This window comes from Pseudomonas sp. 2hn, assembly GCF_019646095.1.
GTDB classification, from domain to species: Bacteria; Pseudomonadota; Gammaproteobacteria; order Pseudomonadales; family Pseudomonadaceae; genus Aquipseudomonas; species Aquipseudomonas peradeniyensis.
Genome location: NZ_CP081016.1, coordinates 69,001 through 93,457, shown reverse-complemented (window position 1 = coordinate 93,457; position 24,457 = coordinate 69,001). Strand labels below are relative to the sequence as shown.

Genomic DNA, 24,457 nt, shown 5'->3' with positions numbered 1-24,457 from the left:
GAATTTGGGTCAGCGGTTAGCCGGGGTCGCGCATTTTAGCCTTTTCCCCTGCCTGTTCTTAGCATTAATTTCGCAATGCTCCAATCCAATCGGCATATCGCGACGGTCGGCAATCCGATTGAACGCATCCGACGGCGGCCCAGTCACTAATTGAACAAGCCCGAATGGGCAGACTGATGACTGATGAGGAGAGCCGAAGATGCCCAGCAAGACGCCCCAGGCGCCACAGCCCAGCCCTGTCGCCGGCACCGACACCCCGGACAAGGCCAACACCAACGCCAAGCTGCAGAGTCTGGAGGCGTTTCGCAGCGACGCCAGCGGCCAGGCGCTGCGCACCAACCAGGGGGTGAAGGTCGCCGACAACCAGAACAGCCTCAAGGCCGGCGCCCGCGGGCCTTCGCTGCTCGAAGACTTCATCATGCGCGAGAAGATCACCCACTTCGACCATGAGCGCATACCCGAGCGTATCGTCCATGCCCGCGGGACCGGCGCCCATGGATACTTCCAGAGCTACGGCTGCCATGCCGAACTGACCAAGGCCGGTTTCCTGCAAGATCCCGAGAAAATAACCCCGGTGTTTGTGCGTTTTTCCACCGTGCAGGGGCCACGTGGCTCGGGTGACACAGTGCGCGACGTGCGCGGCTTTGCGGTGAAGTTCTACACCGACGAGGGCAATTTCGACCTGGTCGGCAACAACATGCCGGTGTTCTTCATCCAGGACGCGATCAAGTTTCCCGACTTCGTCCACGCGGTCAAACCCGAACCGCACAACGAGATACCCACCGGTGGCTCTGCCCACGATACCTTCTGGGACTTCGTATCGCTGGTGCCGGAATCCGCGCACATGGTCATGTGGGCGATGTCCGACCGCGCCATCCCGCGCAGCCTGCGCATGATGGAAGGCTTTGGCGTGCATACCTTCCGGTTGATCAATGCCCAAGGCGTGGCCAGCTTCGTCAAGTTCCACTGGAAGCCGCGCCAGGGCGTGCACTCGGTGTTGTGGGACGAGGCGCAGAAGCTTGCCGGCAAGGACACCGACTACCACCGCCGCGACCTGTGGGAGGCGATCGAGACCGGGCATTATCCGGAATGGGAACTGGGCGTGCAGATCGTGCCGGAGGCCGACGAGCACAAGTTCGATTTCGACCTGCTCGACCCGACCAAGATCATCCCCGAGGAGCTGGTGCCGGTGACGCCGCTGGGCAAGATGGTGCTCGACCGCAACCCGGACAACTTCTTCGCCGAAGTGGAGCAGATCGCCTTCTGCCCAGGGCATATCGTCCCGGGCATCGATTTCAGCAATGATCCCTTGCTGCAGGGCCGGTTGTTCTCGTACACCGACACCCAGATAAGCCGCCTGGGCGGACCGAACTTCCACGAGATCCCGATCAACCGCCCCATCGCGCCCAATCACAGCAGCCAGCGCGACGCCATGCACCGCATGACCATCGACAAGGGACGGGCCTCTTATGAGCCCAACTCGATCGATGGCGGTTGGCCGAAGGAAACGCCGCCCGCCGCGCAGGATGGTGGTTTCGAGAGTTACCAGGAACGTATCGATGCGCACAAGATCCGCCAGCGCAGCGAGTCGTTCGGCGACCATTTCTCCCAGGCGCGGCTGTTCTTCCAGAGCATGAGCCCCACCGAGCAGCAGCACATCATCAAGGCCTACAGCTTTGAACTGGGCAAGGTCGAGCGCGAGGCGATCCGGGCGCGGGAGGTGAACGAGATCCTGGCCAACATCGATCTCAAGTTGGCGGCAGCGGTCGCCGCCAACCTCGGGCTGCCGGCGCCGAAGGCCGGCACGGTCAAGGTCAAAAGCAGCAAGCCGGAGCAGTCAAAGGCCTTGAGCCAGATGAACCACCCCGGGGATATCGGCATCCGTGGGCGCAAGATTGCCATCCTGGTGGCTGATGGCGTGGATGACGCGAGTGTCGACAAGGTGGTCAAGGCGCTGGAGGCGCAAAGTGCGCGCCCCATGCTGCTTGGGCCGACTTCGGCACCAGCTAAGACTGCCGATGGCAAACAGCTGCCGGTGGATGCGTCGATGGAGGGCATGCCGTCGGTGATGTTCGACGGCGTGTGGGTGCCGGCGGGCAAGGCTTCGCTGGAAGCGTTGGAAAACAGTGGCGTGGCCAAGCATTTCCTGCTCGAGGCCTACAAGCATCTCAAGCCCATGGGCGTAGTCAGTGAGGGCAAGCTACTGCTGAACAAACTGGGGCTCAAGGAAGATACGGGGCTGTTGCTGGGCGATGATCAGAAGGCGTTTGAGGCCTTCTTCACGGCAATCGAGGGACACCGGGTGTGGGCGCGGGAGGCGGCTGCCGAGGCGATACCTGCGTAAGAATGCATCGCGGGGCAAGTCGGACCGCCGTACCGCCGCTCCGACTTGCCCCGCGATTGATCACTGCTGATGAGGGATCAGCACCACCTGCGCCGGCATCGAGCGCTGGATCTCATGTTTCTGCTCAAGCTCGAAACCACTGTCGAGCTTGCGCACGCGCTTCTCCAGCAGGGTCTTGAGCCACGGCGCATCCTGGGTGCGCGGCACCTGGAACACCACCTCGCACTGGTAATTCACCACGTCGGCGGCAATGTCATCCAGCTGTCGGCGCATCGCCCGGCTGTCGGTGGTCTTCAACGCCACCACGCTGCTGGGCGCGGTCGGGTCGATGACCCGGGCCTTGGGCTTGGACTCGGCCGCCTTCAGCGCCGCCTCGGCTTTTTCCAGCTCGGCTTTGCGCGCCTGGGCCATGGCATCGCCGCCAGTCAGGGCCGGGGCCTGGGGCATCAGCGCCCGGGCGCGGGCCAGCGCGGTGGCGGCGGCATTCACATCGCCCTTTTGCAGGACGATGCGGCTGCGTTGCAGGTAGGCCTCGGCCAACTGGCGCTGGTGCGGCTCGAGGCGCGCATCGCCCGGCGCCTGGGCCTGCAGCGCGGCCAGTTGGTCCTCGGCGGTGGCCAGTTCGTTGCTGGCGATGCTCTGTTCCAGCTGCTGCCAGGCATCCGGCTGGGCAGGCGCGACCGGCTGCTCGGCCGGCTTGCTGGAGCAGGCGGCCAGGAACAGGGAAAACGCGGCAACAAGCAGATAACGTGAGGCGAACGGCTTCATTCCTGCGACTCTCTATTTGCGCAAAAAGCGAGCAAGTCTACACCCAGGTGCGCACGCTCGAAAACTGGTCTTGTCAGACCTGCAAGCGATGAAAAGGTTGCAGGGCGCGTCAGCAGGCGCCCTGGAATCTCAGCGTTTCGGCAACGCCAGGCTCAGCAAGAATAGCACCGCCGCACAGACCACGATCGAAGGCCCGGCCGGGGTGTCCTTGAACCAGGACAGCGCCAGGCCGCCGCAGACCGCGGTAACCCCCAGCAGGCTGGCGCCCACGGCCATCTGTTCCGGCGAGCGGGCGTGACGCTGTGCCGCGGCGGCCGGGATGATCAGCAGCGAGGTGATCAGCAGCACGCCGACGATCTTCATCGCCACCGCGATCACCACGGCGATCAGCAGCATCAGCGCCAGGCGCAGGCCGGCCACTGGCAGGCCTTCGACCATCGCCAGCTCTTCGTGCACGGTGACCGCCAGCAGCGGCCGCCAGAACATCGCCAGCAGCACCAGCACCAGCGCGCTGCCGCCGAGGATCCAGGCCAGGTCGGTGGTGCTGATCGCCAGCAGGTCGCCGAACAGGTAGGCCATCAGGTCGATGCGCACATCGTGCATGAAGCTCAGCACCACCAGGCCCAGCGACAGGGTGCTGGGGGCGAGGATGCCGAGCAGGGTGTCCGAGGCCAGTGGCTGGCGCTGTTGCAGGGTCACCAGCAGGATCGCCAGCAACAGGCAGCCGACGGTCACCGCCAGCGCCGGGCTGACGTCCAGGGCAAAGCCCAGCGCCACGCCGAGCAGCGCGGCGTGGGACAGGGTGTCGCCGAAGTAGGCCATGCGTCGCCAGACCACGAAGGAGCCCAGCGGGCCGGCGACGAGCGCCAGCGACAGGCCGGCAAGCAGGGCGTAGAGAAGAAAATCAGCCATGCTTGCAGTGCTCTCCGTGGACATGGGCGCCGGGGGCGATCACCGAGCCGTGCAGGTCGTGGCTGTGATCGTGATGGTGGTGGTAGATGGCCAGGCTCGGCGCGTTCTGGCCGAACAGCTCGACGAAGGCCGGGTCGTTGCTGACCTGCTCCGGGTGGCCCGAGCAGCACACATGGCGGTTGAGGCAGACCACCTGGTCGGTGGCGCTCATCACCAGGTGCAGGTCGTGGGAGACCATCAGCACGCCGCAGCCATGGCGGTCGCGCAGGCGGGTGATCAGGTTGTACAGCTCGGTCTGGCCGACCACGTCGACGCCTTGCACCGGTTCGTCCAGCACCAGCAGTTCGGGTTCGCGCAGCAGGGCGCGGGCCAGCAGCACGCGCTGCATTTCGCCGCCGGAGATGGTCTGGATCGGGCTGTCGATCACCTGCTCGGCGCCGACTTCCTGCAGCGCCGCCAAGGCTGCCGCGCGGTCTACCCCGGGCACCAGGCGCAGGAAGCGCAGCACCGACAGCGGCAGCGTGGCGTCTACCTGGATCTTCTGCGGCATGTAGCCGATACGCAGTTTCGGCTTGCGCCACACCTTGCCGCGGTGCGGCTTGAGCAGGCCGAGCACGGCGCGCACCAGGGTGGTCTTGCCGGCGCCGTTGGGGCCGATCAGGGTGACGATCTGCCCGGGCGCGACGGCCAGGTCGATGCTGTCGAGCACCGCCTCGCCACCGAAGCTGACGCCGACCTGCTCGAGTCGGATCAGGGCGTCGCTCATGCCTTGCCCCGGCAGTTGCCGCACAGGCCGACCACTTCGACCGTCTGCGTCTCGACGGCGAAGCCCACGGCCTTGGCGCTGCTGACGATGGCGTCGCTGATGCTGTTCTGCTCGAGCTCGATGGCCACATGGCATTCGCGGCAGATCAGGAACTGGCCCTGGTGCGCATGCTCGGGATGACTGCAGCCGATGAAGGCATTGAGGGAGGCGATGCGGTGCACCAAGCCGTTCTCCAGCAGGAAGTCCAGCGCCCGATAGACGGTGGGCGGCGCGGCGCGGCGGCCGTCCTGCTCGCTGAGCACGGCGAGGATGTCGTAGGCGCCCAGCGGCTTGTGGCTCTGCCACACCAGCTCCAGCACGCGGCGGCGCAGGGCGGTCAGGCGCAGGCCCTGACGGTTGCACAGCGCGTCGGCCTCGGCCAGCGCGCTGTGGACGCAGTGGGAATGATCGTGGGGACGGTGGGCCAGCGGCGTGATGGACATGGGCAGCGACGGTTCAGGATGGAGACGTTATTATGTTACCTGTTTCTGACGACCCGAGTATCCACCGTGTCCCGATTCCTTGCCCTCTTTGTCGCTTTCATCGCTTTTTCGGCCCACGCCGACGTGCGCGTGCTGACCAGCATCAAGCCCCTGCAGCAGATTGCCGCCGCCGTCCAGGACGGTGTCGGCAGCCCCGATGTGCTGCTGCCGCCGGGTGCTTCCCCGCACAACTACGCGCTGCGCCCCTCCGACGTGCGCAAGGTCGCCGATGCCGACCTGCTGTACTGGATCGGTCCGGACATGGAAGGCTTCCTGCCCCGCGTGTTGAAGAGCCGCGCCAAGCCGACCGTGGCCGTGCAGTCGCTGTCAGGCCTGCAGCTGCGCCACTTCGGCGAGGACAGCCACTCCCACGACGAGGAAGACCACGACGATCACGACCATGACCACCGTCCGGGCAGCCTCGATGCGCACCTGTGGTTGTCGTCGGTGAATGCCCGGGTGATCGCGACGAAGATGGCCGGTGACCTGGCGGCAGCGGATCCGGCCAATGCGCCGCGCTACCAGGCCAACCTCAAGCTGTTCGTCGAGCGCATGGATGCCCTGGATGGGCGGATCAAGCAGCGGGTGGCGGGGATCGCCGGCAAGCCGTACTTCGTGTTCCACGAAGCCTTCGACTACTTCGAGGCCGCTTATGGCCTGAAGCACGCCGGTGTGTTCAGCGTCGCCTCGGAAGTGCAGCCGGGCGCGCAGCACGTCGCCGCGATGCGCAAGCGCCTGCAGGCGGTGGGCAAGACCTGTGTGTTCAGCGAGCCGCCGCTGCGCCCGCGCCTGGCCGAGACGTTGACCGCTGGTTTGCCAGTGCGCCTGGCGGAGCTGGATGCGCTGGGGGGCAGCGATGCGGTGGATGCCAGGGGCTATGAGCGTTTGCTGGAAAAGTTGGGCAACGACCTGACCGGTTGCCTGGAACCGCTCTGAGCCGGTGTGCAGTCGCGAAAAGCCTGATTGCCACCCTGCCAATCACTCATGGCTTCACGCTGAGCCGAAGCTGAGTTTTGATTGAACAAGTATGGCAATCAGGATTTATGAGTTTTATATGTAATAAAACTGATCGTTCATGACTCATATAGTTGGAGTCGGCGTGTTTTTCCCATTGCCGGTAACTGCAGAGCTGCACATTCGACTAGCGAATTTGGCGGTTATCAGAGGCTGGCACTCCTGCTGGAATACTGAAGATTCTGATGCCATCAAGGCTAGGTGTGGCACATTGGAATTCGTATTTTACAATTGGTGATGCTACGTCAAATGGATTGTACCACCCGCCACCCGCCAATTGTGGGCGAATGGTTACCGTTCGGTGTTCTTCAGGGACATTATCTGTCTCGAAGCTAATTTTCAGGGTGAATTCTGCTCCCCTGGCAACTGCACCTTCAGGGACTTCATAGAAAAATTCTCCAGGTTGATAACCTTCACCTCCATCTTGGGGTAAAACATTTGTCCACAACTGCGGGCGCCCCAAGGTAATTTCCAGGCCGGTATTATTTCTAAATGTAATACTTGTAGTAAACGTGGTAGCGGATTTCACCAAGAATTGATCTGTCGAAACTGCAGTGGGGCGTCCATTCCAGAAATAGGAGTAGTCAAGCAAAGTGGGGCAGGATACTTTTGAGTCAGACATGTCAGATCTCCGAATAAGGCTCATGGTTCGCTTGAAACATTTCATGCGCTTTATATATGACATCTGACTCGGGAATCTTACAACTGACAAAATCAATAGTTGACAATTAATTTCGGGCGGTGGTTTGCATACAAAGCCAATCACTGTCCATTAAGGTTTGGCGGCGTAAAAACGTACAGCAAGTCTTATCAGATCCGCCAGATACAACAAGCAGAAAACCGCGCCACTGGCTGGTGCATTGCGCTGGCGATGATGACGTACCAGCGCGGCACTCAGAATTACTCGTGATTAAGTAGCTAAAATTCAAAGCGCGAACGGCAGCTTCAGCGCCACCTGCTGGCGCTGCGCCAGGCGCACTTCGAACTCGCTCGGGTCATGGATCATCACGTCCATCCCGGCGAACGCCTGCGCCGCGATCAGGCGCGACAGCCAGAAGCGCACGCAAGCCACCCGCAGCATCACCTGCCACAGCTCGGCCTCGGCGGCGGTGAACGGCCGCAGCGCCGCATAGGCGCCCAGCAGGGCCTGGGCACGTGGCAGGTCGATGCCGCCCTGATCGTCCAGGCACCAATCGTTCACGGTGATGGCGATGTCATACAGCATCGGCCCGGAGCAGGCGTTGTAGAAGTCGATGAGTCCGGTCAGGTGGGTGCCTTCGAACATCACGTTGTCGCGGAACAGGTCGGCGTGCAGGTTGGCCTTGGGCAGGGCGAGGATCTGCGCCTTGTGCGCGGTGATTTCCGCCAGTGCCGGCTGCAGCAGCCCGGCCTGTTCCCGGTTCAGGCCCGGCAGCAGCTCGGCGCCCGATTCCAGCATCCAGTCCAGGCCACGGTCGGTGCGGCGCTCGATGATGCGCTCGCGGGTGGCCAGGTGGATATGCGCCAACAGCTCGCCGACCTGGGCGCAGTGCTGGTTGTTCGGCGCCTTGATGTGCTTGCCCGACAGCCGTGGCTGCAGCAGCGCCGGCTTGCCGCACAGCTCGCGCAGGCCGTTGCCGTCGCGGTCGCGCAGTGCGTAGGGCACCGGCATGTCGGCAGCGTGCAGCACGTCGAGCAGCTCGATGAAGAACGGCATGTCTTCAGCCGGCCCGCGCTCGATCAGTGTGAGGACGAACTCCCCCTTTTCCAGGCTGACGAAGAAATTGCTGTTCTCGGTACCGGCGGCGATGCCCTGGAAGTCGAGCAGGCGACCCAGCTCGTACGGCGCCAGAAAGGTTTCCAGCTCAGGCCGGGACACAGGGGTGAAGACTGACATGTTGAAGAATTGCCCATGCGGGCACTTCCGCCGGAAGTGCCTGGTTGATAAGAACGATACGCGTTACTAGCTTACCACTCGAAGATCTTCCAGGACGGAATCAGCATGTCCGGCTGGTCGGAACGAATGAAATTGCCTTCGGAGCCATCGGCGCGTACCAGGAAATAAGGCTTGCCGTTCTTCGGCGTGACCTTGATCGCATACAGGAAGCCGTTTTGACGGTACTCCTGGATGGTCTTGTCGCCTTCCGTGCGAATGGTTACATCGGGATCGGCCGATGGGGCTTCGTCCGCCGCCAGGGTGACGACCGGCATGGTGGCCAGCAGACCGAGCAGTAACAGGCGAATGGGTGTGCGCATGATAACCTAGTCCTTTTGTCGTCATTGATCCGGCTATTCTAGCGCCGGACCCGTCGAAAAGGTTGATTCTCCTCATGAGCCAAGCGCCCCTCGTCCTGGTGGACGGTTCGTCCTACCTCTACCGCGCCTTTCACGCACTGCCGCCGCTGACCACCTCCAAGGGCATGCCCACCGGCGCGGTCAAGGGCGTGCTGAACATGCTCAAGAGCCTGCGCAAGCAGTACCCGGACAGCCTGTTCGCGGTGGTTTTCGACGCCAAGGGCGGGACCTTCCGTGACGCCATGTTCGCCGAGTACAAGGCCAACCGCCCAAGCATGCCCGACGACCTGCGGGTGCAGGTCGAGCCGCTGCACGCCAGCGTCCGCGCCCTCGGCTACCCGCTGTTGTGCGTCGAAGGCGTGGAAGCCGACGACGTCATCGGCACCCTGGCGCGCAGCAGCGCCGCCGCCGGCCGTCCGGTGATCATCTCGACCGGCGACAAGGACATGGCCCAGCTGGTGGACGGCCACGTCACTCTGGTCAACACCATGACCGGCAGCGTGCTGGACATCGCCGGCGTGCACGAGAAGTTCGGCGTAGGTCCCGAGCAAATCATCGATTTTCTCGCCCTGATGGGCGACAAGGTCGACAACATCCCTGGCGTGCCGGGCGTTGGCGAGAAGACCGCGGTCGGCCTGCTGACCGGCATCGGCGGTGGCCTGCGCGACCTGTACGACAACCTCGACAAGGTGCCGGCCCTGGCCATCCGTGGCGCCAAGACCCTGCCGGCCAAGCTCGAGGAGCACCGCGACGCGGCCTTCCTGTCCTACGAGCTGGCGACCATCAAGTGCGATGTCGAACTGGATGTCGAAGTGGACGCCCTGGTCTGCGGCGAGCCGGACCGCGAGGCGCTGCTGGCGCTGTACACCGAGATGGAGTTCAAGAGCTGGGTGGCCGAGGTCCAGCGCAGCGCGCCCAAGGCCGGTGGCAGCGTTGCTGCCGACGTTGAACCTGTGGCCGAGAAGGTCGAGCCGAAGTACGAGACCATCCTCGACCAGGCGCGTTTCGACGCCTGGCTGGAGAAACTGCGCCAGGCGCCGCTGTTCGCCTTCGACACCGAGACCACCGGCCTAGACGCACAGCAGGCGCAACTGGTCGGCCTGTCGTTCGCCGTCGAGCCCCACGAGGCCGCCTATGTACCGCTGGCCCACGATTACGAAGGCGCCCCCGCCCAGCTCGACCGTGACGCCGTGCTGCTGGCCCTCAAGCCCCTGCTGGAAGACCCGGCCAAGGGCAAGATCGGCCAGAACGCCAAGTACGACATCAACATCCTGGCCAACGGCAGCCCGGCCATCCTGATGCGCGGCGTGGCCTACGACACCATGCTCGAGTCCTATGTGCTCGACTCCACCGCCACCCGTCACGACATGGACAGCCTGGCGCAGAAGTACCTGGACCACACCACCATCGGTTTCGAGGACATCGCCGGCAAGGGCGCCAAGCAACTGACCTTCAACCAGATCCCCCTGGAGAAGGCCGGCCCCTACGCGGCCGAGGACGCCGACATCACCCTGCGCCTGCACCACGCGTTGCAGGCGCGCCTGGCCAAGACACCGAGCGTGCTGCCGGTGCTGATGGACATCGAGATGCCGCTGGTGCCAGTGCTGGCGAAGATCGAGCGCCAGGGCGCGCTGGTCGACGCCGCGCTGCTCGGCGTACAGAGCGGCGAGCTGGGGGCGAAGCTGGTCGAGCTGGAGCGTGAGGCATACGCCCTGGCCGGCGAGGAATTCAACCTGGGCTCGCCCAAGCAGCTGGGCGCGATCCTCTACGACAAGCTGGGCATGCCGGTGCTGAGCAAGACCGCCAAGGGCCAGCCGTCCACCGCCGAGGCGGTCCTGGATGACCTGGCCGAGCAAGGCTACCCGCTGCCCAAAGTACTGATGCAGTACCGCAGCCTGAGCAAGCTCAAGAGCACCTACACCGACAAGCTGCCGGGGCAGATCAACCCGCGCACCGGGCGGATCCACACCTCCTACCAGCAGGCCGTGGCCGCCACCGGCCGGCTGTCTTCCAGCGACCCGAACCTGCAGAACATCCCGGTGCGCACTGCCGAAGGCCGGCGTATTCGCCAGGCCTTCGTCGCCAGCCCCGGCTACAGGCTGCTGGCGGCGGACTATTCGCAGATCGAGCTGCGCATCATGGCCCACCTGGCCAAGGACGAAGGCCTGCTGCATGCCTTCCGCAACGACCTGGACGTGCACCGCGCCACCGCCGCCGAAGTGTTCGGCGTGGCCCTGGCGGACGTCACCATTGACCAACGCCGCAGCGCCAAGGCGATCAACTTCGGCCTGATCTACGGCATGAGCGCGTTCGGCCTGGCCAAGCAGATCGGCGTCGACCGCAAGCAGTCCCAGGACTACATCGACCGCTACTTCGCCCGTTACCCCGGCGTGCTGGCCTACATGGAGCGCACCCGCGCCCAGGCTGCCGAGCAGGGCTTCGTCGAGACCCTGTTCGGCCGTCGCCTGTACCTGCCGGACATCAACGCCAAGAACCCGGCCCTGCGCAAAGGCGCCGAGCGCACCGCGATCAACGCCCCGATGCAGGGCACCGCGGCGGACATCATCAAGCGTGCCATGGTGGCGGTGGATAACTGGCTGACCGACAGCAAGCTGGATGCGCGAGTGATCCTGCAGGTGCACGACGAACTGGTGCTCGAGGTGCGCGAGGACCTGGTCGAGCAGGTGAAAGATGAAATTCGTGGCTACATGAGCGGTGCCGCGGAACTCGATGTGCCGCTGCTGGTTGAAGTGGGCGTTGGCTCGAATTGGGACGAAGCTCACTAAACGCCGTGTGAAAGCTGTGTAGGATCTGCGGCGTAGTGTCGCGGATCCGGTGCTGGCCTCGGGCCTTAGATCGTGAGTTTCATGAAACTATCGCAAATAGTTTCGAGGGGCTCGGAACTAAACCGGTGAACCGCCACTCAGAGGTACTGAATGGCTGGTGAAGCCTTTCGATGCTCCTATGTTGTGTTAAGTGTTGGCAGATATCTGGACCCCGCCCTAGCGGTCCGGACTTGGACCCCGAACTTCCCCCTCCCCATACGAAGTCCGGGGTTTTTTTTGCCCGGAATTCGGCCTGAAGCCTGGGAAATCCGTGGGAGCGGGCTTGCCCCGCGATCAGCCGATCGCGGGGCAAGCCCGCTCCCACGAAAGTACCCCTTGGCCTTCAGGCCGCCGGCTTGTCTTCCAGCTCCATCCAGTCCGCCAGCACCCGGTAGGCCTCCTCCAACCCCTGGCGCTTGGGCGCCGAGAACAGCTGGATGGTCGCCGCATCGCCCCAGCCCTTGCGGATTTCCGCCTGCACCTTGAGCAGGGTGTTCTTGCCGGCGCCATGGGTCAGCTTGTCGGCCTTGGTCAGCAGGATGTGCATGGGCATGCCGCTGGCCTTGGCCCAGTCGAGCATCATCTTGTCGAAGTCGGTCATCGGGTGGCGGGTGTCCATCATCAGGATCACCCCGCGCAGGCACTCGCGGCTGCCCAGGTAGGCTTCCAGGTGTTTCTGCCAGTGCTGCTTGAGCGGAATCGGCACTTTTGCATAACCGTAGCCCGGCAGGTCGACCAAACGCCGTTCATCGTCCAGACTGAAGAAATTCAGCAGCTGGGTGCGCCCGGGGGTCTTCGAGGTGCGCGCCAGGCTGGCGTGGGTCAGGGTGTTGAGGGCGCTGGATTTACCGGCGTTGGAACGGCCGGCGAAAGCCACCTCGTAACCCTGGTCTTCGGGGCATTGTTCGACCTTGGCGGCGCTGAGGGCGAATTTGGCTTTCTGGCAGAGGCCGAGGATGGGGTTCTTGACTTGCATGGGATTTCCGATGTGGGTGTTGCCCAGCGCTGGAGGCGTAGGACCAGGCCTGGCAAGCGGTGTCGTTTCCGTTTGGCTGGCGGAAGTATATAATGCCCCAGTTTTTGTGTGCTCATTCGCCCAGCGAAGGCAATTGAGCATGGGGTGTCGAACAATAGCTCGCGCAACAGAACGCAGCGCGGCCCCCAACCCTGTCAGGTCGTTTCGCATGGCGAAATGGCTGCTTGCTGTCGGTATGTTCCTGCCGTTTTTCAGCGCACAGGCTACACAGGATCCCGAGGCGTTGTACAACCGCACGTGCGCGGCCTGTCACGCCGGACAACTGCCCCAGGCACCCAAAAGCGGTGACCGGGCGGCCTGGGAGCCAAGGCTGGCGCGAGGCATGGAGCAACTGGTGGTGCATGTTACACAGGGTTTCAAGGCTATGCCGCCGCGTGGATTGTGCATGGACTGCAGTGCCGAGGACTACCGTTTGGTCATCCTTTGGATGAGCGGCAGTCCCGATACATAACATTTCACCCTTAGCCGTGTTGGATTAGCTGATGAACAAACTATTCGTGAGTCTGCTGTTGACCATGGGGGTCGCAGGTGCGGCAACTGCTGCGGGACCCATCAAAGGCGATGCTGCTGCCGGTCAGGCCAAAACAGCTGTCTGCGGGGCCTGCCACAACCCTGACGGCAACAGCCTGGCACCGAACTTCCCGAAACTCGCCGGCCAAGGTGAGCCCTACCTGAACAAGCAGCTGCATGACATCAAGGACGGCAAGCGTACCGTGCTGGAGATGACCGGCATGCTGGCCAACTTCAACGACCAGGACCTGGCCGATATCGCCGCCTATTTCGCCAGCCAGAAAGGCAGCGTGGGCGCCGCCGACCCGAAACTGGTCGAGCGTGGCCGTGCCCTGTTCAATGGCGGCAACCTCGAGAAAGGCATGCCCGCCTGCACCGGCTGCCACTCGCCCAACGGCGCGGGCATCGCCCTGGCGAAATTCCCGCACCTGAGCGGCCAGCACGCGCAGTACGTCAGCAAGCAGCTGACCGACTTCCGCGAAGGCAACCGCACCAACGACGGCGACGCCATGACCATGCGCACCATCGCCGGCAAGCTGAGCAACAAGGACATCGAAGCGCTGTCCAGCTACATCCAGGGCCTGCACTGATCCGGTTGCCCTGGGATAGAGGATTGCGTGGGAGCGGGCTTGCCCCGCGATGGGGCCTGCTTGATCACTGCATTATCCCGCGTTAACACTCGGTTAATGCACCAGCGCTAAAGATGAAAAGGGCAGCCCAGGCTGCCCTTTTTTCTGTCCATAGCCGTTACACTACAGAACTCGAGCCCTTCCCGGCCTGTCCTACACGGGTCGCGTCGAGGCGACCAAAGACTGCTCAGGAGTAAAGCATGCGTAAACTGATTCTCAGCGCCGCGCTGGTCGCCGCCAGCGTATTCGGTATGGCCGCCGTGCAGGCCGCGGAGCCTGCCACCGCCGGCAAGGAATATATCGAGCTGAGCAACCCGGTCCCGGTTTCGGTACCCGGAAAGATCGAAGTCGTCGAGCTGTTCTGGTATGGCTGCCCGCACTGCTACCACTTCGAGCCGGTCATCAACCCTTGGGTCGACAAGCTGCCCAAGGACGTCAACTTCAAGCGCGTACCGGCCATGTTCGGTGGTCCATGGGATGCCCACGGCCAGATGTTCCTGACCCTGGAAGCCATGGGTGTGGAGCACAACGTCCACAACGCGGTATTCGATGCCATCCAGAACAAGCGCATGCGCTTGACCAAGCCTGAGGAAATGGCCGACTTCCTGGCCACCCAGGGCGTGGACAAGGACAAGTTCCTCGCCACCTTCAACTCCTTCGCCATCAAGGGGCAGGTCAACCAGGCCAAGGAACTGGCCAAGAAGTACGAGATCACCGGCGTCCCGAGCATGGTCGTCAACGGCAAGTACCGCTTCGACCTGGGCACCGCCCAAGGTCCGGAAGGCGTGCTGAACGTCGCTGACCAACTGATCGCCAAGGAGCGCGCCGCTAAGTAAGCGGCGACCGCCATGCGCTTGCGTGCCACGCGAGGCATTGGCCTGCCCCAGCCGCAGGTCAACGAGCATCACCTGCGGGCCACCGGCCTGCCGGAAGATGGTCGCCTGCGGCTGCTCAGCTTCAACATCCAGGTCGGTATCAGCACCGAGCGTTATCGGCACTATGTCACCCGCAGCTGGCAGCACCTGCTGCCGCACAACGGGCGCGCCGGCAACCTGCAGAAGATCGGCGACCTGCTCGGCGACTTCGACCTGGTGGCCCTGCAGGAAGCCGATGGCGGCAGCCTGCGTTCCGGCTTCGTCAACCAGGTCGAGCACCTGGCCCATCTGGGTGCCTTCCCCTACTGGTACCAGCAGCTCAACCGCAACCTCGGGCGTTTTGCCCAGCACAGCAACGGTGTGCTCAGCCGTCTCAAGCCCCAGCACCTGGAAGACCATCCCCTGCCCGGCCCATCCGGCCGCGGGGCGATACTGGTGCGCTTCGGCGAGGGCGAGGATGCGCTGATCGTGGTGATGATGCACCTGGCCCTCGGCGCCAAGACCCGCGCCCGTCAGCTGGCCTACATCCGCGAGCTGATCGGTGGCTATCGCCACCAGATCCTCATGGGCGACATGAACACCCATGCCAACGACCTGATCGACCACTCGCCACTGCGTGACCTGGGCCTGATCGCGCCCCAGGTCGAGGCCACCTTCCCCAGTTGGCGCCCCCAGCGCTGCCTGGACCATATCCTGCTCAGCCCAAGCCTGACGCTCGAACGTGTCGAGGTGCTGGCGCAGCCTATTTCCGACCACCTTCCGGTTGCCGTCGAGATCCGATTGCCTGATGCCCTGACAGTGGATACGCTGCCGGTCCTGAGTTAGTCCTGCCTGGGCGAATCCTGCACTCAAGTGTTGGGCTTTTCCGCCGAAATCCAGTGATTGCAGGACTAGATGCCACTACCCGTTGCGGATCCAGGCATGACCGAAGAAGCCGAGCGCTGGAAAGAAAAATACCTCAAGAGCATCGAGCAGCAGGAAAAGCTCGAGCGGCGCTGGGAAGCCCGCCTCGACCTGCTGCGCCGTGGCCTGGTGCGCAGCACCCTGGCGGCTGAAGGTAGCGACAAGACCGTTGACCAGTGCATGAAGGAAATGCGCGAGGTCATCCGCAGCGACAATATGGACGCCGGCCTCGCCGGGCTGATTCCCCGCCTGGAAAAAGCCGTGCTCGACTCCGAGCAGCGTCGTGAGACCCGCATGAACCAGGTCAGCGAGGCGCTGACCGCGCTGGTCACCCAGCTGCAGACCCTGCCGCTGCCGGGCGAGGTGTCGCGGCCGCTGAAAAAGCTGGCGAAGAAGCTCGACGGTGGGGTCAGCCAGTCCCGCGAACTGCCGCCCTTGCTGGGTGAGCTCAGCGGCTTGCAGGGGCGCGCCCTGAGCGCGGTGCAAAAGCCCGAGGAAGAGGCCCGCCCGGGCTTTCTGCAGCGCCTGTTCGGTGGCCGTGACGAGGCCCCGGGCGAGATGGTGCCTGCGCCTGTGGCCGTCGAAGTACCTGTGCCTGCGGCGCAGGAGTCTCCCGTCATCGCGCCTGAGGCGCAGGCCAGGGATGCCGATGAACTGCATGCTCTTGCACCTGTGCCGCCTGTCGCGCCTGAGCCTGCGCAGGAGCACACTGCGCCAGCCGAATTGCCCGAACCGGAACCCGAGCCGGAAACTGAACTGCCCGGTCCAGCGTTGGTTGAAACCACGCCAGTGCCCGTTGTCGAACCGAAAGCCGAACCTCAAGCCGAGGTGGAGCCCGTTGACGTAGCGGTTGCTGAGCCCGTGGCGCTTGTCGAGGACGTGCAACCCGTACCGGATGAGCTGGAACCTGCGACAGATGAGGTTATCGGCGAAGACGGCCCTTATGCTCTCCCCGACGCGGTCGAGCCACCGTACAGCCAGGTCGCCGCCCATATCGAGCAGACCCTGATCGGCCTGCTCGATGACCTCAGCCTGCCGGAGCGCCACAAGGCCCAGGCCCTGGAGATGCGCGAGCGGGTTTCACGGGGGCTGAACTGGTACGAGCTGATTCCGGTCCTGGATGACCTGGCCGTGCTCATGCTGGCGATCACCGACAGTGGCCAGCATGAGTTCGAAGCCTACCTGCAACAGCTCAACGAGCGCCTGGAGACTTTCCAGAGCCATCTGCACGAAGCCAGCGCCGGCCATGCCGACAACAGCTCCGCCGCCCGCGAGCTGGACAGCCAGCTGCGCGAGCAGGTCGATGGCCTGCAAAGCAGCGTGCAGGGCGCCGTCGATGTCGACAGCCTCAAGCACATCCTGGAGAACCGCCTCGAGGGCCTGCTGGTGACCATGGACGATCACCAGCACGAGCGCGACCGTCGCGAGCACGAGCTGGCCAGCCGCCTGCAAGGCCTGGCCGAGCGCGTGGCGAGCATGGAGCAGGAGGCCCTCGGTTACCGCGAGCACCTGGAGGAGCAGCGCCAGAAAGCCATGATCGATCCGCTTACCGGCCTGCCCAACCGTGCGGCCTGGAGCGAGCAGGTCGAGCGCGAGGTGCTCGACTGGCAGGAAAACGGCGGCCACCTGGCCATGGCCATCCTCGACCTCGACCATTTCAAGCGCATCAACGACGGCTATGGTCACCTGGCGGGCGACAAAGTGCTGAAGATCGTTGCCGACCAGCTACGCAAGCGCCTGCGCGGGCGCGACTTCATCGCCCGTTTCGGTGGCGAGGAATTTGTCCTGCTGTTGCCGCAGACATCGCCGCCGGCTGCGGCTCAGGTGGCCGAAACGCTGCGGGCGGCCATCGAGGCCTGCCCGTTCCACTTCAAGGGCGAGCGAGTGGTCATCACCACTTCCATCGGCATCAGCGCCTTCCGTTCCGGCGAGCGTGGCGACCAGGTGCTCAAGCGTGCCGACGAGGCGTTATACCGGGCCAAGGAGCTGGGGCGCAATCGGGTGGAACAGGGTTAGTCGGGTTCAGGGTGAGCAATCGTGGCGGGCACGTTATACTGTAGCATTGTCGCCGCTGACTCCATCACGTGCCCCCTGCAATGAAAAGACTCTTCACCGCCCTGCTCCTGCTGGCCCTGGCAGGTTGTTCCAGTGGCCTGCGCATCGACCGCAGCCATCCTTCGGCCAACCAGGACAGCCGTATCCAGTTCGTCGTGCTGCATTACACCAATGCCTCGCTGGAGCGTTCACTCGCCCTGTTGACCCATGGCGAAGTCAGCAGCCACTACCTGATCGGTGACGGCCCGGCCACGGTGTATCAGCTGGTGGACGAGAACCGCCGCGCCTGGCATGCCGGGGACAGCCAGTGGCAGGGTCGCACCTGGCTCAACTCCAGCTCCATCGGCATCGAGATCGTCAACGAGGGGTATACCGACACGCCGACCGGGCGGGTCTGGCACCCGTACAGCGAAGCGCAGGTGCAGGCGCTGATCGCGTTGCTCAAGGACATCGTCAAGCGCAACAACATCGACCCGCGCCACATCATCGGCCACAGCGACATCGCGCCGTTGCGCAAGCTCGACCCCGGCCCGCTGTTCCCCTGGAAGCGCCTGGCCGACGCCGGTCTGGGCATCTGGCCGGACGCTGCCTCGGTGGCACGCCAGCAGGCCTATTTCGAGGTCAATCCGCCGAGCGTCACCTGGTACCAGCAGCAGCTGGCGCGCTTTGGCTACGCCATCGACCAGACCGGCGAGCTGGATGTGTCCACCCGCCATGTGATCGCTGCGTTCCAGATGCGCTTCCGCCCGCAGCGCTTCGACGGTGTGCCGGATGCGCAGACCGCGGCGATGTTGCAGGTGCTCAACCGCAAGCGCTAATACGGTTTTTTGAATGTTCAGCGTGGGAGCGGGCTTGCCCCGCGATGCGGTGCATGGCACCGGCTTCGCCGGTGATCGCGGGGCAAGCCCGCTCCCACGCTGGTAGAGCCTGCACCTTTTCTTCCTGTGTAACAGCGCACCATAAATCGCTGGGCGATCCTCGATAGGACCGCTCCACACGCCCAGCGGCCACGCCAAGCATCGATTCAGTTGCTATACCTTTGGTATTCAACTGGATGCCACGCATGTTTGACCTCCTCGCTTCGGTGCGTCAATTTTTCCACCGACCCTGGCTGTTGGCCGCGCTCGCGGCGTTGGCCAGTGCCGTGCTGTTGCTGGCGATCAGCGTCAACGTTGCCTTGCAGCAGATGAAGCAGAGCGAAAGCGCGCAGATGAATGCCCAGGGCGAGCGTTTCCTGGAGCGCCTGGAGCAGGTCTTCGGTCAGTTGCGCGAGGGCGTGGACCAGCTTCAGGCGCAGCCCCTGCGCGGCTGCGACCCGCAGATGCTGGCGCAACTGCAGCAGGTGGCGCTGAAGTCGCGGTTCATCTACGAGGCGTCCTATGTGGAAGGCACGCTGGCCTGTTCGAACCGCGGCGGCGAGCGGACCATCGAACCCTTGCGCAGCCCTGATATCCAGGGCCCGACCTACAGCTACTGGCTCAACACCACCACCGAGCCCAACGAGAACCTCGCGGCGCTGATGCTGGGCCGGGGACGCTTCGTGGTGTCGACCTCCCGTGGCCACCTTACCGACGTGGTCGACCTGCCCCCGGGCGGCAGCCTGCTGGTGGTGCTGGACCGGGGCACGCGGGCCATCCCGGTGCTGGGGCCGGCGCAACCCTGGCCACCGATCGCCGATTGGCCGCCGCCGCAGGGCAAGTCGCTGATCGAGCTGCCCGACCGGCTGGTCTATCGCATGTCCACCAAGTCGCCGGACTACCAGCTGGTGCTGATCGCCCCCCGCGCCAGCCTGCCCCTGAAGCTCAACGGCCTGCTCTGGTTGCTGTTCCCCGGCAGCCTGGTGCTGGCTGCGTGCATCGGCTGGCTGGTGCTGCAACTGATCCTGCAACGTCGCTCGATGAGCTCGGAGCTACAGCAGGCCTTGCGCCGGGGCGAGCTTCAGGTGCTGTACCAGCCGATCTTCGAGCTGGACAGCCGCCGCTGCGTCGGGGCCGAGGCGCTGGTGCGCTGGCGCCGTCCGGACGGCAGCCTGACCAGCCCGGAGCTGTTCATTCCCCTGGCGGAGAACACCGGGCAGATTCGCCAGATCACCGACTTCGTCCTGCAGCGGGTACTGGAGCAGCTGGGGCAGTTGCTGCGGGCCAACCGCCAGCTGTACATCTCGGTGAACCTGGCGGCCTGCGATGTCATGGCGCCGCGTATCGGCCGGGTGGCGGCGCGGCTGCTGGCCCATCATCGGGTGGCGCCCAGGCAGATCGCCTTCGAGGTGACCGAACGCGGGCTGATCGACGTGGTGGTGGCGCGGGACAACCTGCAGGCCTTGCGCGCCGTGGGTCACCAGGTGTTGATCGATGACTTCGGCACCGGCTACTGCAGCCTGGCCTACTTGCAGACGTTGCCGGTGGACTGCCTGAAGATCGACAAGTCGTTCATCGACGCCCTCGGCCATGACGCCGCCAGCAGCGGCGTGGCGCCGCACATCATCCGCATGGCCCACGACCTGCACCTGCGGGTGATCGCCGAGGGCATCGAGTCAGAGGACCAGGCGGAGCTGCTCAACAGCGAGGGAGTCAACTATGGGCAGGGCTGGTTGTTCGCCCATCCGTTGAACGCGCGCCAATTTGCCGAGCTGATTACCCGGGGGCGGCGGGTGGCGGGGCGGCGGATCGATGATGAGCCTTGAGGCTAGGTTGCCTGGGCCGCCCTCATCGCGGGGCAAGTCGCATCGGCGCGCCGCCGCTTCCACCAAGAAGCGATGTCAGACCGGTAAGGCCATGTAGAACTGCGTGCCCTGCCCTGGTCGCGAGAACACCCCCATCCGCCCGCCATGCAGCTGGACGATCTCCTTGCACAGCGCCAGGCCCAGGCCGGCCCCGCCCTTCTTGCGCCCGACCTGCACGAACGGCTCGAAGATCCGCCCTTGCTGGCCGTAGGCGATGCCTTCGCCGTTGTCCTCGACGCTGATGATCACCCGCTCGGCGTGACGCCGTGCGTGCAGGCGGATGCGCCCGCCGCTGCCGGTGTGGCGGATGGCGTTGTGCAGCAGGTTGTCGAGCACCCGGTCGAGTTGCGCGACGTCGGCCTGGATGCGCGGCAACGGCGGTTCCAGCTCGCGTATCAGCTCGATCTGCTTGCCCGAGGCCTGTTCGGCAAAGCGTGCCTGGGCGCGCTCGAACAGTTCGTCGAGGGCACAGGGGGCCAGTTCCAGCTTCTGCAGGCCGCTTTGATAACGGGAGAAGTTGAGCAGGTCGTTGATCAGTTGGGTGAGGCGCTGCATCTCCTCGGCGATGGTCTCGAGCAGGTCGTTCTCGCGCGCTTCTGGCGGGAAACTGACCCGCTCGCGCAGCAGGCCGAACGCCATGTGCATGCCGGTGACCGGCGTGCGCAACTCGTGGGAGGCGCGCAGCACGAATTCGCTGCGCACCCGCTCGAAGGCGCGTTGCTCGGTGACGTCGTGCAGCACCATCACCGCGCCGAGGATCGGCCCCTCGGGGTGGCTGACCGGGGTCAGGCTGTAGGTCAGCAGACGGGTTTCCTCATCCACCTCCAGGCTCAGGTCGTCCGGCGGGCGGTCCAGGCTGCCGCCGCGCAGCACCTGGCGCAGTTGCTTTTCCAGCTCCGGGCGCTGCAGGGCCTCGGCCAGGCTTGCGCCGAGCCGGCTAGGGTCCCAGCCGAGCTGGCGCTGGGCCACCGGGTTGAGGTGTTCAAGGCGGCCCTGGCGATCGATGATCAGCAGGCCGTCATCGATGCTGTCAAGCACCGCCTGCAAGCGTTGCTGGCCGGCCTGCAGTTCGTCGATGTTGGTGGCCTGGTGCTTGCGCAGGGCATCGGCCATCAGGCCGAAGCGGCGGGTCAGCTGGTTGAGCTCGGTGGCCTGGGTCACCGGCAGGGTGACGTCGAAATTGCCCTGGCCGACCTGGTCGGCGGCCTTGGCCAGCGCCTCGATCGGCTGGCCGAAGCGGCGGGCGATGTTGTGCGCGGTAATGAAACCGAGCACCAGCACGGTGAGGCCCATCAGCCCGAGCAAGCCGCTGATCAGCAGGGCGCGGTCGCGTGATTTCTCCTCGCTGCGGGCGATGTGCTCCAGGGCCTGGCGGTGGGAGTCCAGCAGGTCGGTACGGACCTGGTTGAAGGCGGCGCCGAGGGGTTGGTCCACGCCCATGCTGCGGGCGGGTGTGGGACTCTGCCGGTAGGCCTGGACGAATGCCTGGTAGTTGCTGGCGGCCTTGCTGAAACCCGTGCGCTCGCCGCCCTGCTCCAGCCCCTGCTTGAGCAGGGCCTGGAATTGGTCCTGCAAGGTCACCAGGCTGGCCGGGGCGGTGTCCTCGTCGAGGATCAGGTTCAACTGCTCACCCAGGTTTTGCCGCAGCTTCAGGCCCAGCTCCAGGGTGTGGGTGGTGTCCTGCACCACGCGCTGCTGCAGGGCTGCCATCTGCAGCACGCTGAACAGCCCCAGCATCAGGCCCAGCAGGGCTACCGTGACCAACGCCGAGATGCTGAGGAACAGCCGCGTGCGCAGCTTCATCGGCCATTTCATAGGTTGTACTGCTTGCGCTTGCGGTACAGGGTGGAGGCGTCGATACCCAGGGTCTTGGCCGCCTGGTCAAGGGTGTCGCTGGTGGCCAGCACCGCGCCGATATGGGCGCGCTCCAGTTCATCCAGACTCAGCGCCGCGCCGACCCTGGGCGCGTTGCTGGCGGGTTGCTCGGCCATGCCCAGGTGGGCGATCTCCACCCGCTCCTGCGGGCAGATGATGCTGGCCCGTTCGATCACGTTGCGCAGTTCGCGGATATTGCCCGGCCAGCGGTAGTTGAGCAGCGCGGCCCGGGCTTCGTCGCTGAAGCCGCGAGCCGGGCGCGAGTACTCCTTGACGAAGCGGGCCAGGAAGCGGTCGGCCAGGGTCAGGATGTCCTCGCTGCGCTCGCGCAGCGGCGGCAGGTGCAGGGTGATGACGTTCAACCGATACAGCAGGTCTTCACGGAAGCGGTTCTCGCGGACCATCTCGTCGAGGTTGAGGTTGGTGGCCGCGAGGATCCGCACGTCCGCCCGGCGAGTGACCGGGTCACCGACCCGCTCGTACTCCTTGTCCTGAATGAAACGCAGCAGTTTTGGCTGCAGGGTCAGCGGAAAATCGCCGATCTCGTCGAGAAACAGCGTGCCGCCATCGGCCTGGTTGACCCGCCCCAGCGTGCTCTCGCTGGCGCCGGTGAAGGCGCCGCGGGTGTGGCCGAACAGCTCGCTTTCCATCAGCTCGGCATTCAACGAGGGGCAGTTGATGGTCACGCAGGCCTTGCGCGCCCGCTTGCTCCAGCCATGGATGGCGCGGGCCAACTCGCCCTTGCCGGTGCCCGACTCGCCGAGGATGAGGATGTTGGCGTCGGTGGTCGCCACCTGGCGCGCGGTTTCCAGCACCGCCATCATCGCCGGGCTATGGGAGTCGAGGCCGTCCTTGGGTTTGCGCACCTCGCCTTCGAGGGCCTCCAGGCGCGCCGACAGTTGCCGCACTTCCAGCTGCTTGGCGGTGGCCAGGCGCAGCTGGTCGGGGCTGCAGGGCTTGACCAGGTAGTCGGCGGCGCCGGCCTGGATGGCATCCACCGCAGTGTCGATGGCCGAATGGGCGGTGACGATCACCACCCGCATCCACGGCGCCTGGATACGCATCTGAGCCAGAACGTCCAGGCCATTGTCCTCGCCCAGGCGCAGGTCGAGGAAACACAGGTCGAACACCTGGCGCTGCAACAGGGCCTCGGCCTGGGCGGCGCTGTTGGCGGTGGCCACGCTGTAGCCCTCGTCCTCGAGGCAATAGCGGAACGTGCGCAGGATGGCGGACTCGTCGTCCACCAGCAGAATGCGGCCTTGGTTGTCCTGGGCTGATTCCATTTCCTGCGCTCCTTTGGGATTGATCTCAATTAGTGTCGGAAAAATCGGGCAAGTTGCATGGTCGATTCTGATTGATTCCGCTACATGCATGCTAGCCGTATGCCTGCATGATGACTAACTAACTGATAAATCTGAAGTTACCTATTGGCAATTGGCCGGCATGACGTTTGCGAGCGTCTGGGGCTGAGGTATGCGAAAGGAGGTTCCATGATGACCATTTACGCTCGAATAGCCGTGCTGGCGGCTTGTGCACTGGCGACGATTGTCCCGGCCCAGGCCGACCCAATTCAGGATGCGCGTCTTGAAGGTGCACTGCAGACGGCCCTTTCTCTGAATCCCATGCTTAATCCCTTCTCTATAAAAGTAGTGGTTGATGACCAGCGCGTGCGGCTGTCGGGTGCGGTGGAGAATCCGGTCGAACGATCCTTGGCCGAACAGGTAGCGCTGGCCACGCGCGGGATCGAGCAGGTAGACAATCAGCTGCAAGTGGAGCCTGGGTTGGTGGACAGGCCGCTGGAGCCACGTGCCTACGCGCAGCGTCTGGAGGATGCCACCTTGGCGGCTGTGGTTCGCGCACGGTTGCTGTGGAGTCGTGTAACGGAAAAAGCTGCCATCGAGGTGGAAAGTCGCGAGGGTGTCGTGACCTTGCGAGGCAAGGTCGACAGCCCTGAGGCCAAGGACCTCGCTGGAGTGCTCGCGCGAACGACCGACGGTGTGCACATGGTCAGCAATCTGGTCAGCCTGGACAGCACGGCCCTGGCCAAGGCCAGGGAGAAACCTGTTGATGCCCCAGACGGCCCGCAGCCTGGCGACAGTTGGATCGTCGACAAGATCCAGGCCAGCTATCGCTTCAGCCGAAACCTCGACGGTTTGAATATCAAGGTGTCCAGCGACAAAGGAATCGTCAGGCTATCGGGTGAAGTGGTCAGTAGCGAGCAGAAGACCATAGCCGTGGAGGTCGCGAGGCAGATCGTTGGTGTGCGGGGGGTGGATGGCGATCTGCTGAAGGTCGCGACCAAGGTAGAGGGTTGATCGTGCAAATCGCACGACCCGTTATCGGGGCATCGTGCAGGATACGTCCCTGATTTACATCGTGAAATTGGTTAACTATATGATTTAAAAGAATATTTTTTTCTTGTTAAGGC

Annotated in this window: 22 protein-coding genes; 11 read left to right on the top strand and 11 right to left on the bottom strand. The window is 64.2% G+C overall.

Going from position 1 to position 24,457, the window contains the following annotated elements; translation table 11 throughout:
* The first annotated feature begins 199 nt into the window (after positions 1–199).
* Positions 200–2,344, top strand: a complete 2,145-nt coding sequence (gene katE / locus K2O50_RS00410) for a catalase HPII (RefSeq protein ID WP_050703192.1) — start codon at positions 200–202, stop codon at positions 2,342–2,344.
* Positions 2,345–2,404: 60 nt separating this feature from the next.
* On the opposite strand, the gene K2O50_RS00405 is transcribed toward katE, so the two are convergent.
* The 4 genes from K2O50_RS00405 to zur form a co-directional block, all read right to left on the bottom strand.
* On the bottom strand, positions 2,405–3,112 hold the full coding sequence (locus K2O50_RS00405) for a PA5502 family lipoprotein (RefSeq protein WP_050703193.1): 708 nt from the start codon (positions 3,110–3,112) through the stop codon (positions 2,405–2,407).
* A gap of 129 nt (positions 3,113–3,241) precedes the next feature.
* Positions 3,242–4,024, bottom strand: a complete 783-nt coding sequence (gene znuB, locus K2O50_RS00400; RefSeq protein ID WP_050703194.1) for a zinc ABC transporter permease subunit ZnuB — start codon at positions 4,022–4,024, stop codon at positions 3,242–3,244.
* Positions 4,017–4,790, bottom strand: a complete 774-nt coding sequence (gene znuC / locus K2O50_RS00395) for a zinc ABC transporter ATP-binding protein ZnuC (RefSeq protein ID WP_050703195.1) — start codon at positions 4,788–4,790, stop codon at positions 4,017–4,019. Before znuC ends, znuB begins: the two co-directional genes overlap by 8 nt.
* The gene (gene zur, locus K2O50_RS00390) at positions 4,787–5,272 is read right to left on the bottom strand and encodes a zinc uptake transcriptional repressor Zur (protein WP_050703196.1); all 486 of its coding nucleotides are present in this window, start codon (positions 5,270–5,272) and stop codon (positions 4,787–4,789) included. Before zur ends, znuC begins: the two co-directional genes overlap by 4 nt.
* A gap of 18 nt (positions 5,273–5,290) precedes the next feature.
* Here zur and K2O50_RS00385 point away from each other — a divergent pair, with 18 nt between their 5' ends.
* Positions 5,291–6,247, top strand: a complete 957-nt coding sequence (locus tag K2O50_RS00385) for a zinc ABC transporter substrate-binding protein (protein WP_050703197.1) — start codon at positions 5,291–5,293, stop codon at positions 6,245–6,247.
* A 205-nt stretch (positions 6,248–6,452) separates the two neighbouring features.
* Here the strand turns inward: K2O50_RS00385 and K2O50_RS00380 are convergent, their stop codons facing one another.
* From K2O50_RS00380 to K2O50_RS00370, 3 genes are all read right to left on the bottom strand, one after another.
* Positions 6,453–6,947: a hypothetical protein gene (locus K2O50_RS00380; protein WP_156329564.1), complete on the bottom strand. Its 495-nt coding sequence runs from the start codon at positions 6,945–6,947 to the stop codon at positions 6,453–6,455.
* Positions 6,948–7,250: 303 nt separating this feature from the next.
* The gene (locus K2O50_RS00375) at positions 7,251–8,201 is read right to left on the bottom strand and encodes a homoserine kinase (protein ID WP_050703198.1); all 951 of its coding nucleotides are present in this window, start codon (positions 8,199–8,201) and stop codon (positions 7,251–7,253) included.
* Between the two features lie 71 nt (positions 8,202–8,272).
* Positions 8,273–8,560: a DUF2782 domain-containing protein gene (locus K2O50_RS00370; RefSeq protein WP_050703199.1), complete on the bottom strand. Its 288-nt coding sequence runs from the start codon at positions 8,558–8,560 to the stop codon at positions 8,273–8,275.
* A 74-nt stretch (positions 8,561–8,634) separates the two neighbouring features.
* Here K2O50_RS00370 and polA point away from each other — a divergent pair, with 74 nt between their 5' ends.
* Positions 8,635–11,385, top strand: coding sequence for a DNA polymerase I (gene polA / locus K2O50_RS00365; protein ID WP_050703200.1), 2,751 nt, complete (start codon positions 8,635–8,637; stop codon positions 11,383–11,385).
* Positions 11,386–11,767: 382 nt separating this feature from the next.
* Here the strand turns inward: polA and yihA are convergent, their stop codons facing one another.
* Positions 11,768–12,400: a ribosome biogenesis GTP-binding protein YihA/YsxC gene (gene yihA / locus K2O50_RS00360; protein WP_050703201.1), complete on the bottom strand. Its 633-nt coding sequence runs from the start codon at positions 12,398–12,400 to the stop codon at positions 11,768–11,770.
* A gap of 208 nt (positions 12,401–12,608) precedes the next feature.
* On the opposite strand from yihA, the gene K2O50_RS00355 reads away from it, so the two are divergent.
* The 6 genes from K2O50_RS00355 to K2O50_RS00330 all read left to right on the top strand — a co-directional run bounded on the left by K2O50_RS00355 (position 12,609) and on the right by K2O50_RS00330 (position 18,250).
* Positions 12,609–12,911: a cytochrome c5 family protein gene (locus K2O50_RS00355; protein WP_050703202.1), complete on the top strand. Its 303-nt coding sequence runs from the start codon at positions 12,609–12,611 to the stop codon at positions 12,909–12,911.
* 31 nt (positions 12,912–12,942) lie between these two features.
* Positions 12,943–13,560 carry a cytochrome c gene (locus K2O50_RS00350; protein WP_028688672.1) on the top strand — a complete coding sequence of 206 codons (618 nt, stop codon included), beginning with the start codon at positions 12,943–12,945 and terminating at the stop codon, positions 13,558–13,560.
* 239 nt (positions 13,561–13,799) lie between these two features.
* Positions 13,800–14,435 carry a thiol:disulfide interchange protein DsbA gene (gene dsbA / locus K2O50_RS00345; RefSeq protein ID WP_050703203.1) on the top strand — a complete coding sequence of 212 codons (636 nt, stop codon included), beginning with the start codon at positions 13,800–13,802 and terminating at the stop codon, positions 14,433–14,435.
* Positions 14,436–14,447: 12 nt separating this feature from the next.
* On the top strand, positions 14,448–15,299 hold the full coding sequence (locus K2O50_RS00340) for an endonuclease/exonuclease/phosphatase family protein (RefSeq protein WP_050703204.1): 852 nt from the start codon (positions 14,448–14,450) through the stop codon (positions 15,297–15,299).
* 96 nt (positions 15,300–15,395) lie between these two features.
* A complete protein-coding gene (locus K2O50_RS00335; RefSeq protein ID WP_050703205.1) occupies positions 15,396–17,393 on the top strand; it encodes a GGDEF domain-containing protein in 1,998 nt (665 codons plus the stop codon).
* Between the two features lie 80 nt (positions 17,394–17,473).
* Positions 17,474–18,250 (top strand): N-acetylmuramoyl-L-alanine amidase, encoded by a 777-nt coding sequence (locus K2O50_RS00330; RefSeq protein WP_050703206.1) that lies wholly within the window; start codon positions 17,474–17,476, stop codon positions 18,248–18,250.
* On the opposite strand, the gene K2O50_RS00325 is transcribed toward K2O50_RS00330, so the two are convergent.
* Positions 18,234–18,497 (bottom strand): hypothetical protein, encoded by a 264-nt coding sequence (locus tag K2O50_RS00325; protein ID WP_156329565.1) that lies wholly within the window; start codon positions 18,495–18,497, stop codon positions 18,234–18,236. The genes K2O50_RS00330 and K2O50_RS00325 overlap by 17 nt on opposite strands.
* Between K2O50_RS00325 and K2O50_RS00320 the strand changes: the two genes are divergently transcribed.
* The gene (locus tag K2O50_RS00320) at positions 18,487–20,115 is read left to right on the top strand and encodes an EAL domain-containing protein (protein WP_371263114.1); all 1,629 of its coding nucleotides are present in this window, start codon (positions 18,487–18,489) and stop codon (positions 20,113–20,115) included. The two genes, K2O50_RS00325 and K2O50_RS00320, sit on opposite strands and share 11 nt — an antisense overlap.
* 75 nt (positions 20,116–20,190) lie before the next feature.
* Here K2O50_RS00320 and K2O50_RS00315 read toward each other — a convergent pair whose 3' ends face one another.
* Positions 20,191–21,969, bottom strand: coding sequence for a KinB sensor domain-containing domain (locus tag K2O50_RS00315; RefSeq protein WP_220689959.1), 1,779 nt, complete (start codon positions 21,967–21,969; stop codon positions 20,191–20,193).
* On the bottom strand, positions 21,966–23,312 hold the full coding sequence (gene algB, locus K2O50_RS00310) for a sigma-54-dependent response regulator transcription factor AlgB (protein ID WP_050703210.1): 1,347 nt from the start codon (positions 23,310–23,312) through the stop codon (positions 21,966–21,968). The genes K2O50_RS00315 and algB overlap by 4 nt, the downstream gene beginning before the upstream one ends.
* 210 nt (positions 23,313–23,522) lie before the next feature.
* On the opposite strand from algB, the gene K2O50_RS00305 reads away from it, so the two are divergent.
* Entirely contained in the window at positions 23,523–24,344 is an 822-nt protein-coding gene (locus tag K2O50_RS00305; RefSeq protein ID WP_050703233.1) for a BON domain-containing protein, read from the top strand.
* The last annotated feature ends 113 nt before the right edge of the window (positions 24,345–24,457 follow it).

Coding starts and splice junctions, on each gene's coding strand:
- katE (WP_050703192.1), top strand. CDS start 200: ATGCCCAGCAAGACGCCCCAGGCGCCACAGCCCAGCCCTGTCGCCGGC.
- K2O50_RS00405 (WP_050703193.1), bottom strand. CDS start 3,112: ATGAAGCCGTTCGCCTCACGTTATCTGCTTGTTGCCGCGTTTTCCCTG.
- znuB (WP_050703194.1), bottom strand. CDS start 4,024: ATGGCTGATTTTCTTCTCTACGCCCTGCTTGCCGGCCTGTCGCTGGCG.
- znuC (WP_050703195.1), bottom strand. CDS start 4,790: ATGAGCGACGCCCTGATCCGACTCGAGCAGGTCGGCGTCAGCTTCGGT.
- zur (WP_050703196.1), bottom strand. CDS start 5,272: ATGTCCATCACGCCGCTGGCCCACCGTCCCCACGATCATTCCCACTGC.
- K2O50_RS00385 (WP_050703197.1), top strand. CDS start 5,291: ATGGAGACGTTATTATGTTACCTGTTTCTGACGACCCGAGTATCCACC.
- K2O50_RS00380 (WP_156329564.1), bottom strand. CDS start 6,947: ATGTCTGACTCAAAAGTATCCTGCCCCACTTTGCTTGACTACTCCTAT.
- K2O50_RS00375 (WP_050703198.1), bottom strand. CDS start 8,201: ATGTCAGTCTTCACCCCTGTGTCCCGGCCTGAGCTGGAAACCTTTCTG.
- K2O50_RS00370 (WP_050703199.1), bottom strand. CDS start 8,560: ATGCGCACACCCATTCGCCTGTTACTGCTCGGTCTGCTGGCCACCATG.
- polA (WP_050703200.1), top strand. CDS start 8,635: ATGAGCCAAGCGCCCCTCGTCCTGGTGGACGGTTCGTCCTACCTCTAC.
- yihA (WP_050703201.1), bottom strand. CDS start 12,400: ATGCAAGTCAAGAACCCCATCCTCGGCCTCTGCCAGAAAGCCAAATTC.
- K2O50_RS00355 (WP_050703202.1), top strand. CDS start 12,609: ATGGCGAAATGGCTGCTTGCTGTCGGTATGTTCCTGCCGTTTTTCAGC.
- K2O50_RS00350 (WP_028688672.1), top strand. CDS start 12,943: ATGAACAAACTATTCGTGAGTCTGCTGTTGACCATGGGGGTCGCAGGT.
- dsbA (WP_050703203.1), top strand. CDS start 13,800: ATGCGTAAACTGATTCTCAGCGCCGCGCTGGTCGCCGCCAGCGTATTC.
- K2O50_RS00340 (WP_050703204.1), top strand. CDS start 14,448: ATGCGCTTGCGTGCCACGCGAGGCATTGGCCTGCCCCAGCCGCAGGTC.
- K2O50_RS00335 (WP_050703205.1), top strand. CDS start 15,396: ATGACCGAAGAAGCCGAGCGCTGGAAAGAAAAATACCTCAAGAGCATC.
- K2O50_RS00330 (WP_050703206.1), top strand. CDS start 17,474: ATGAAAAGACTCTTCACCGCCCTGCTCCTGCTGGCCCTGGCAGGTTGT.
- K2O50_RS00320 (WP_371263114.1), top strand. CDS start 18,487: ATGCCACGCATGTTTGACCTCCTCGCTTCGGTGCGTCAATTTTTCCAC.
- K2O50_RS00325 (WP_156329565.1), bottom strand. CDS start 18,497: ATGCGTGGCATCCAGTTGAATACCAAAGGTATAGCAACTGAATCGATG.
- K2O50_RS00315 (WP_220689959.1), bottom strand. CDS start 21,969: ATGAAATGGCCGATGAAGCTGCGCACGCGGCTGTTCCTCAGCATCTCG.
- algB (WP_050703210.1), bottom strand. CDS start 23,312: ATGGAATCAGCCCAGGACAACCAAGGCCGCATTCTGCTGGTGGACGAC.
- K2O50_RS00305 (WP_050703233.1), top strand. CDS start 23,523: ATGACCATTTACGCTCGAATAGCCGTGCTGGCGGCTTGTGCACTGGCG.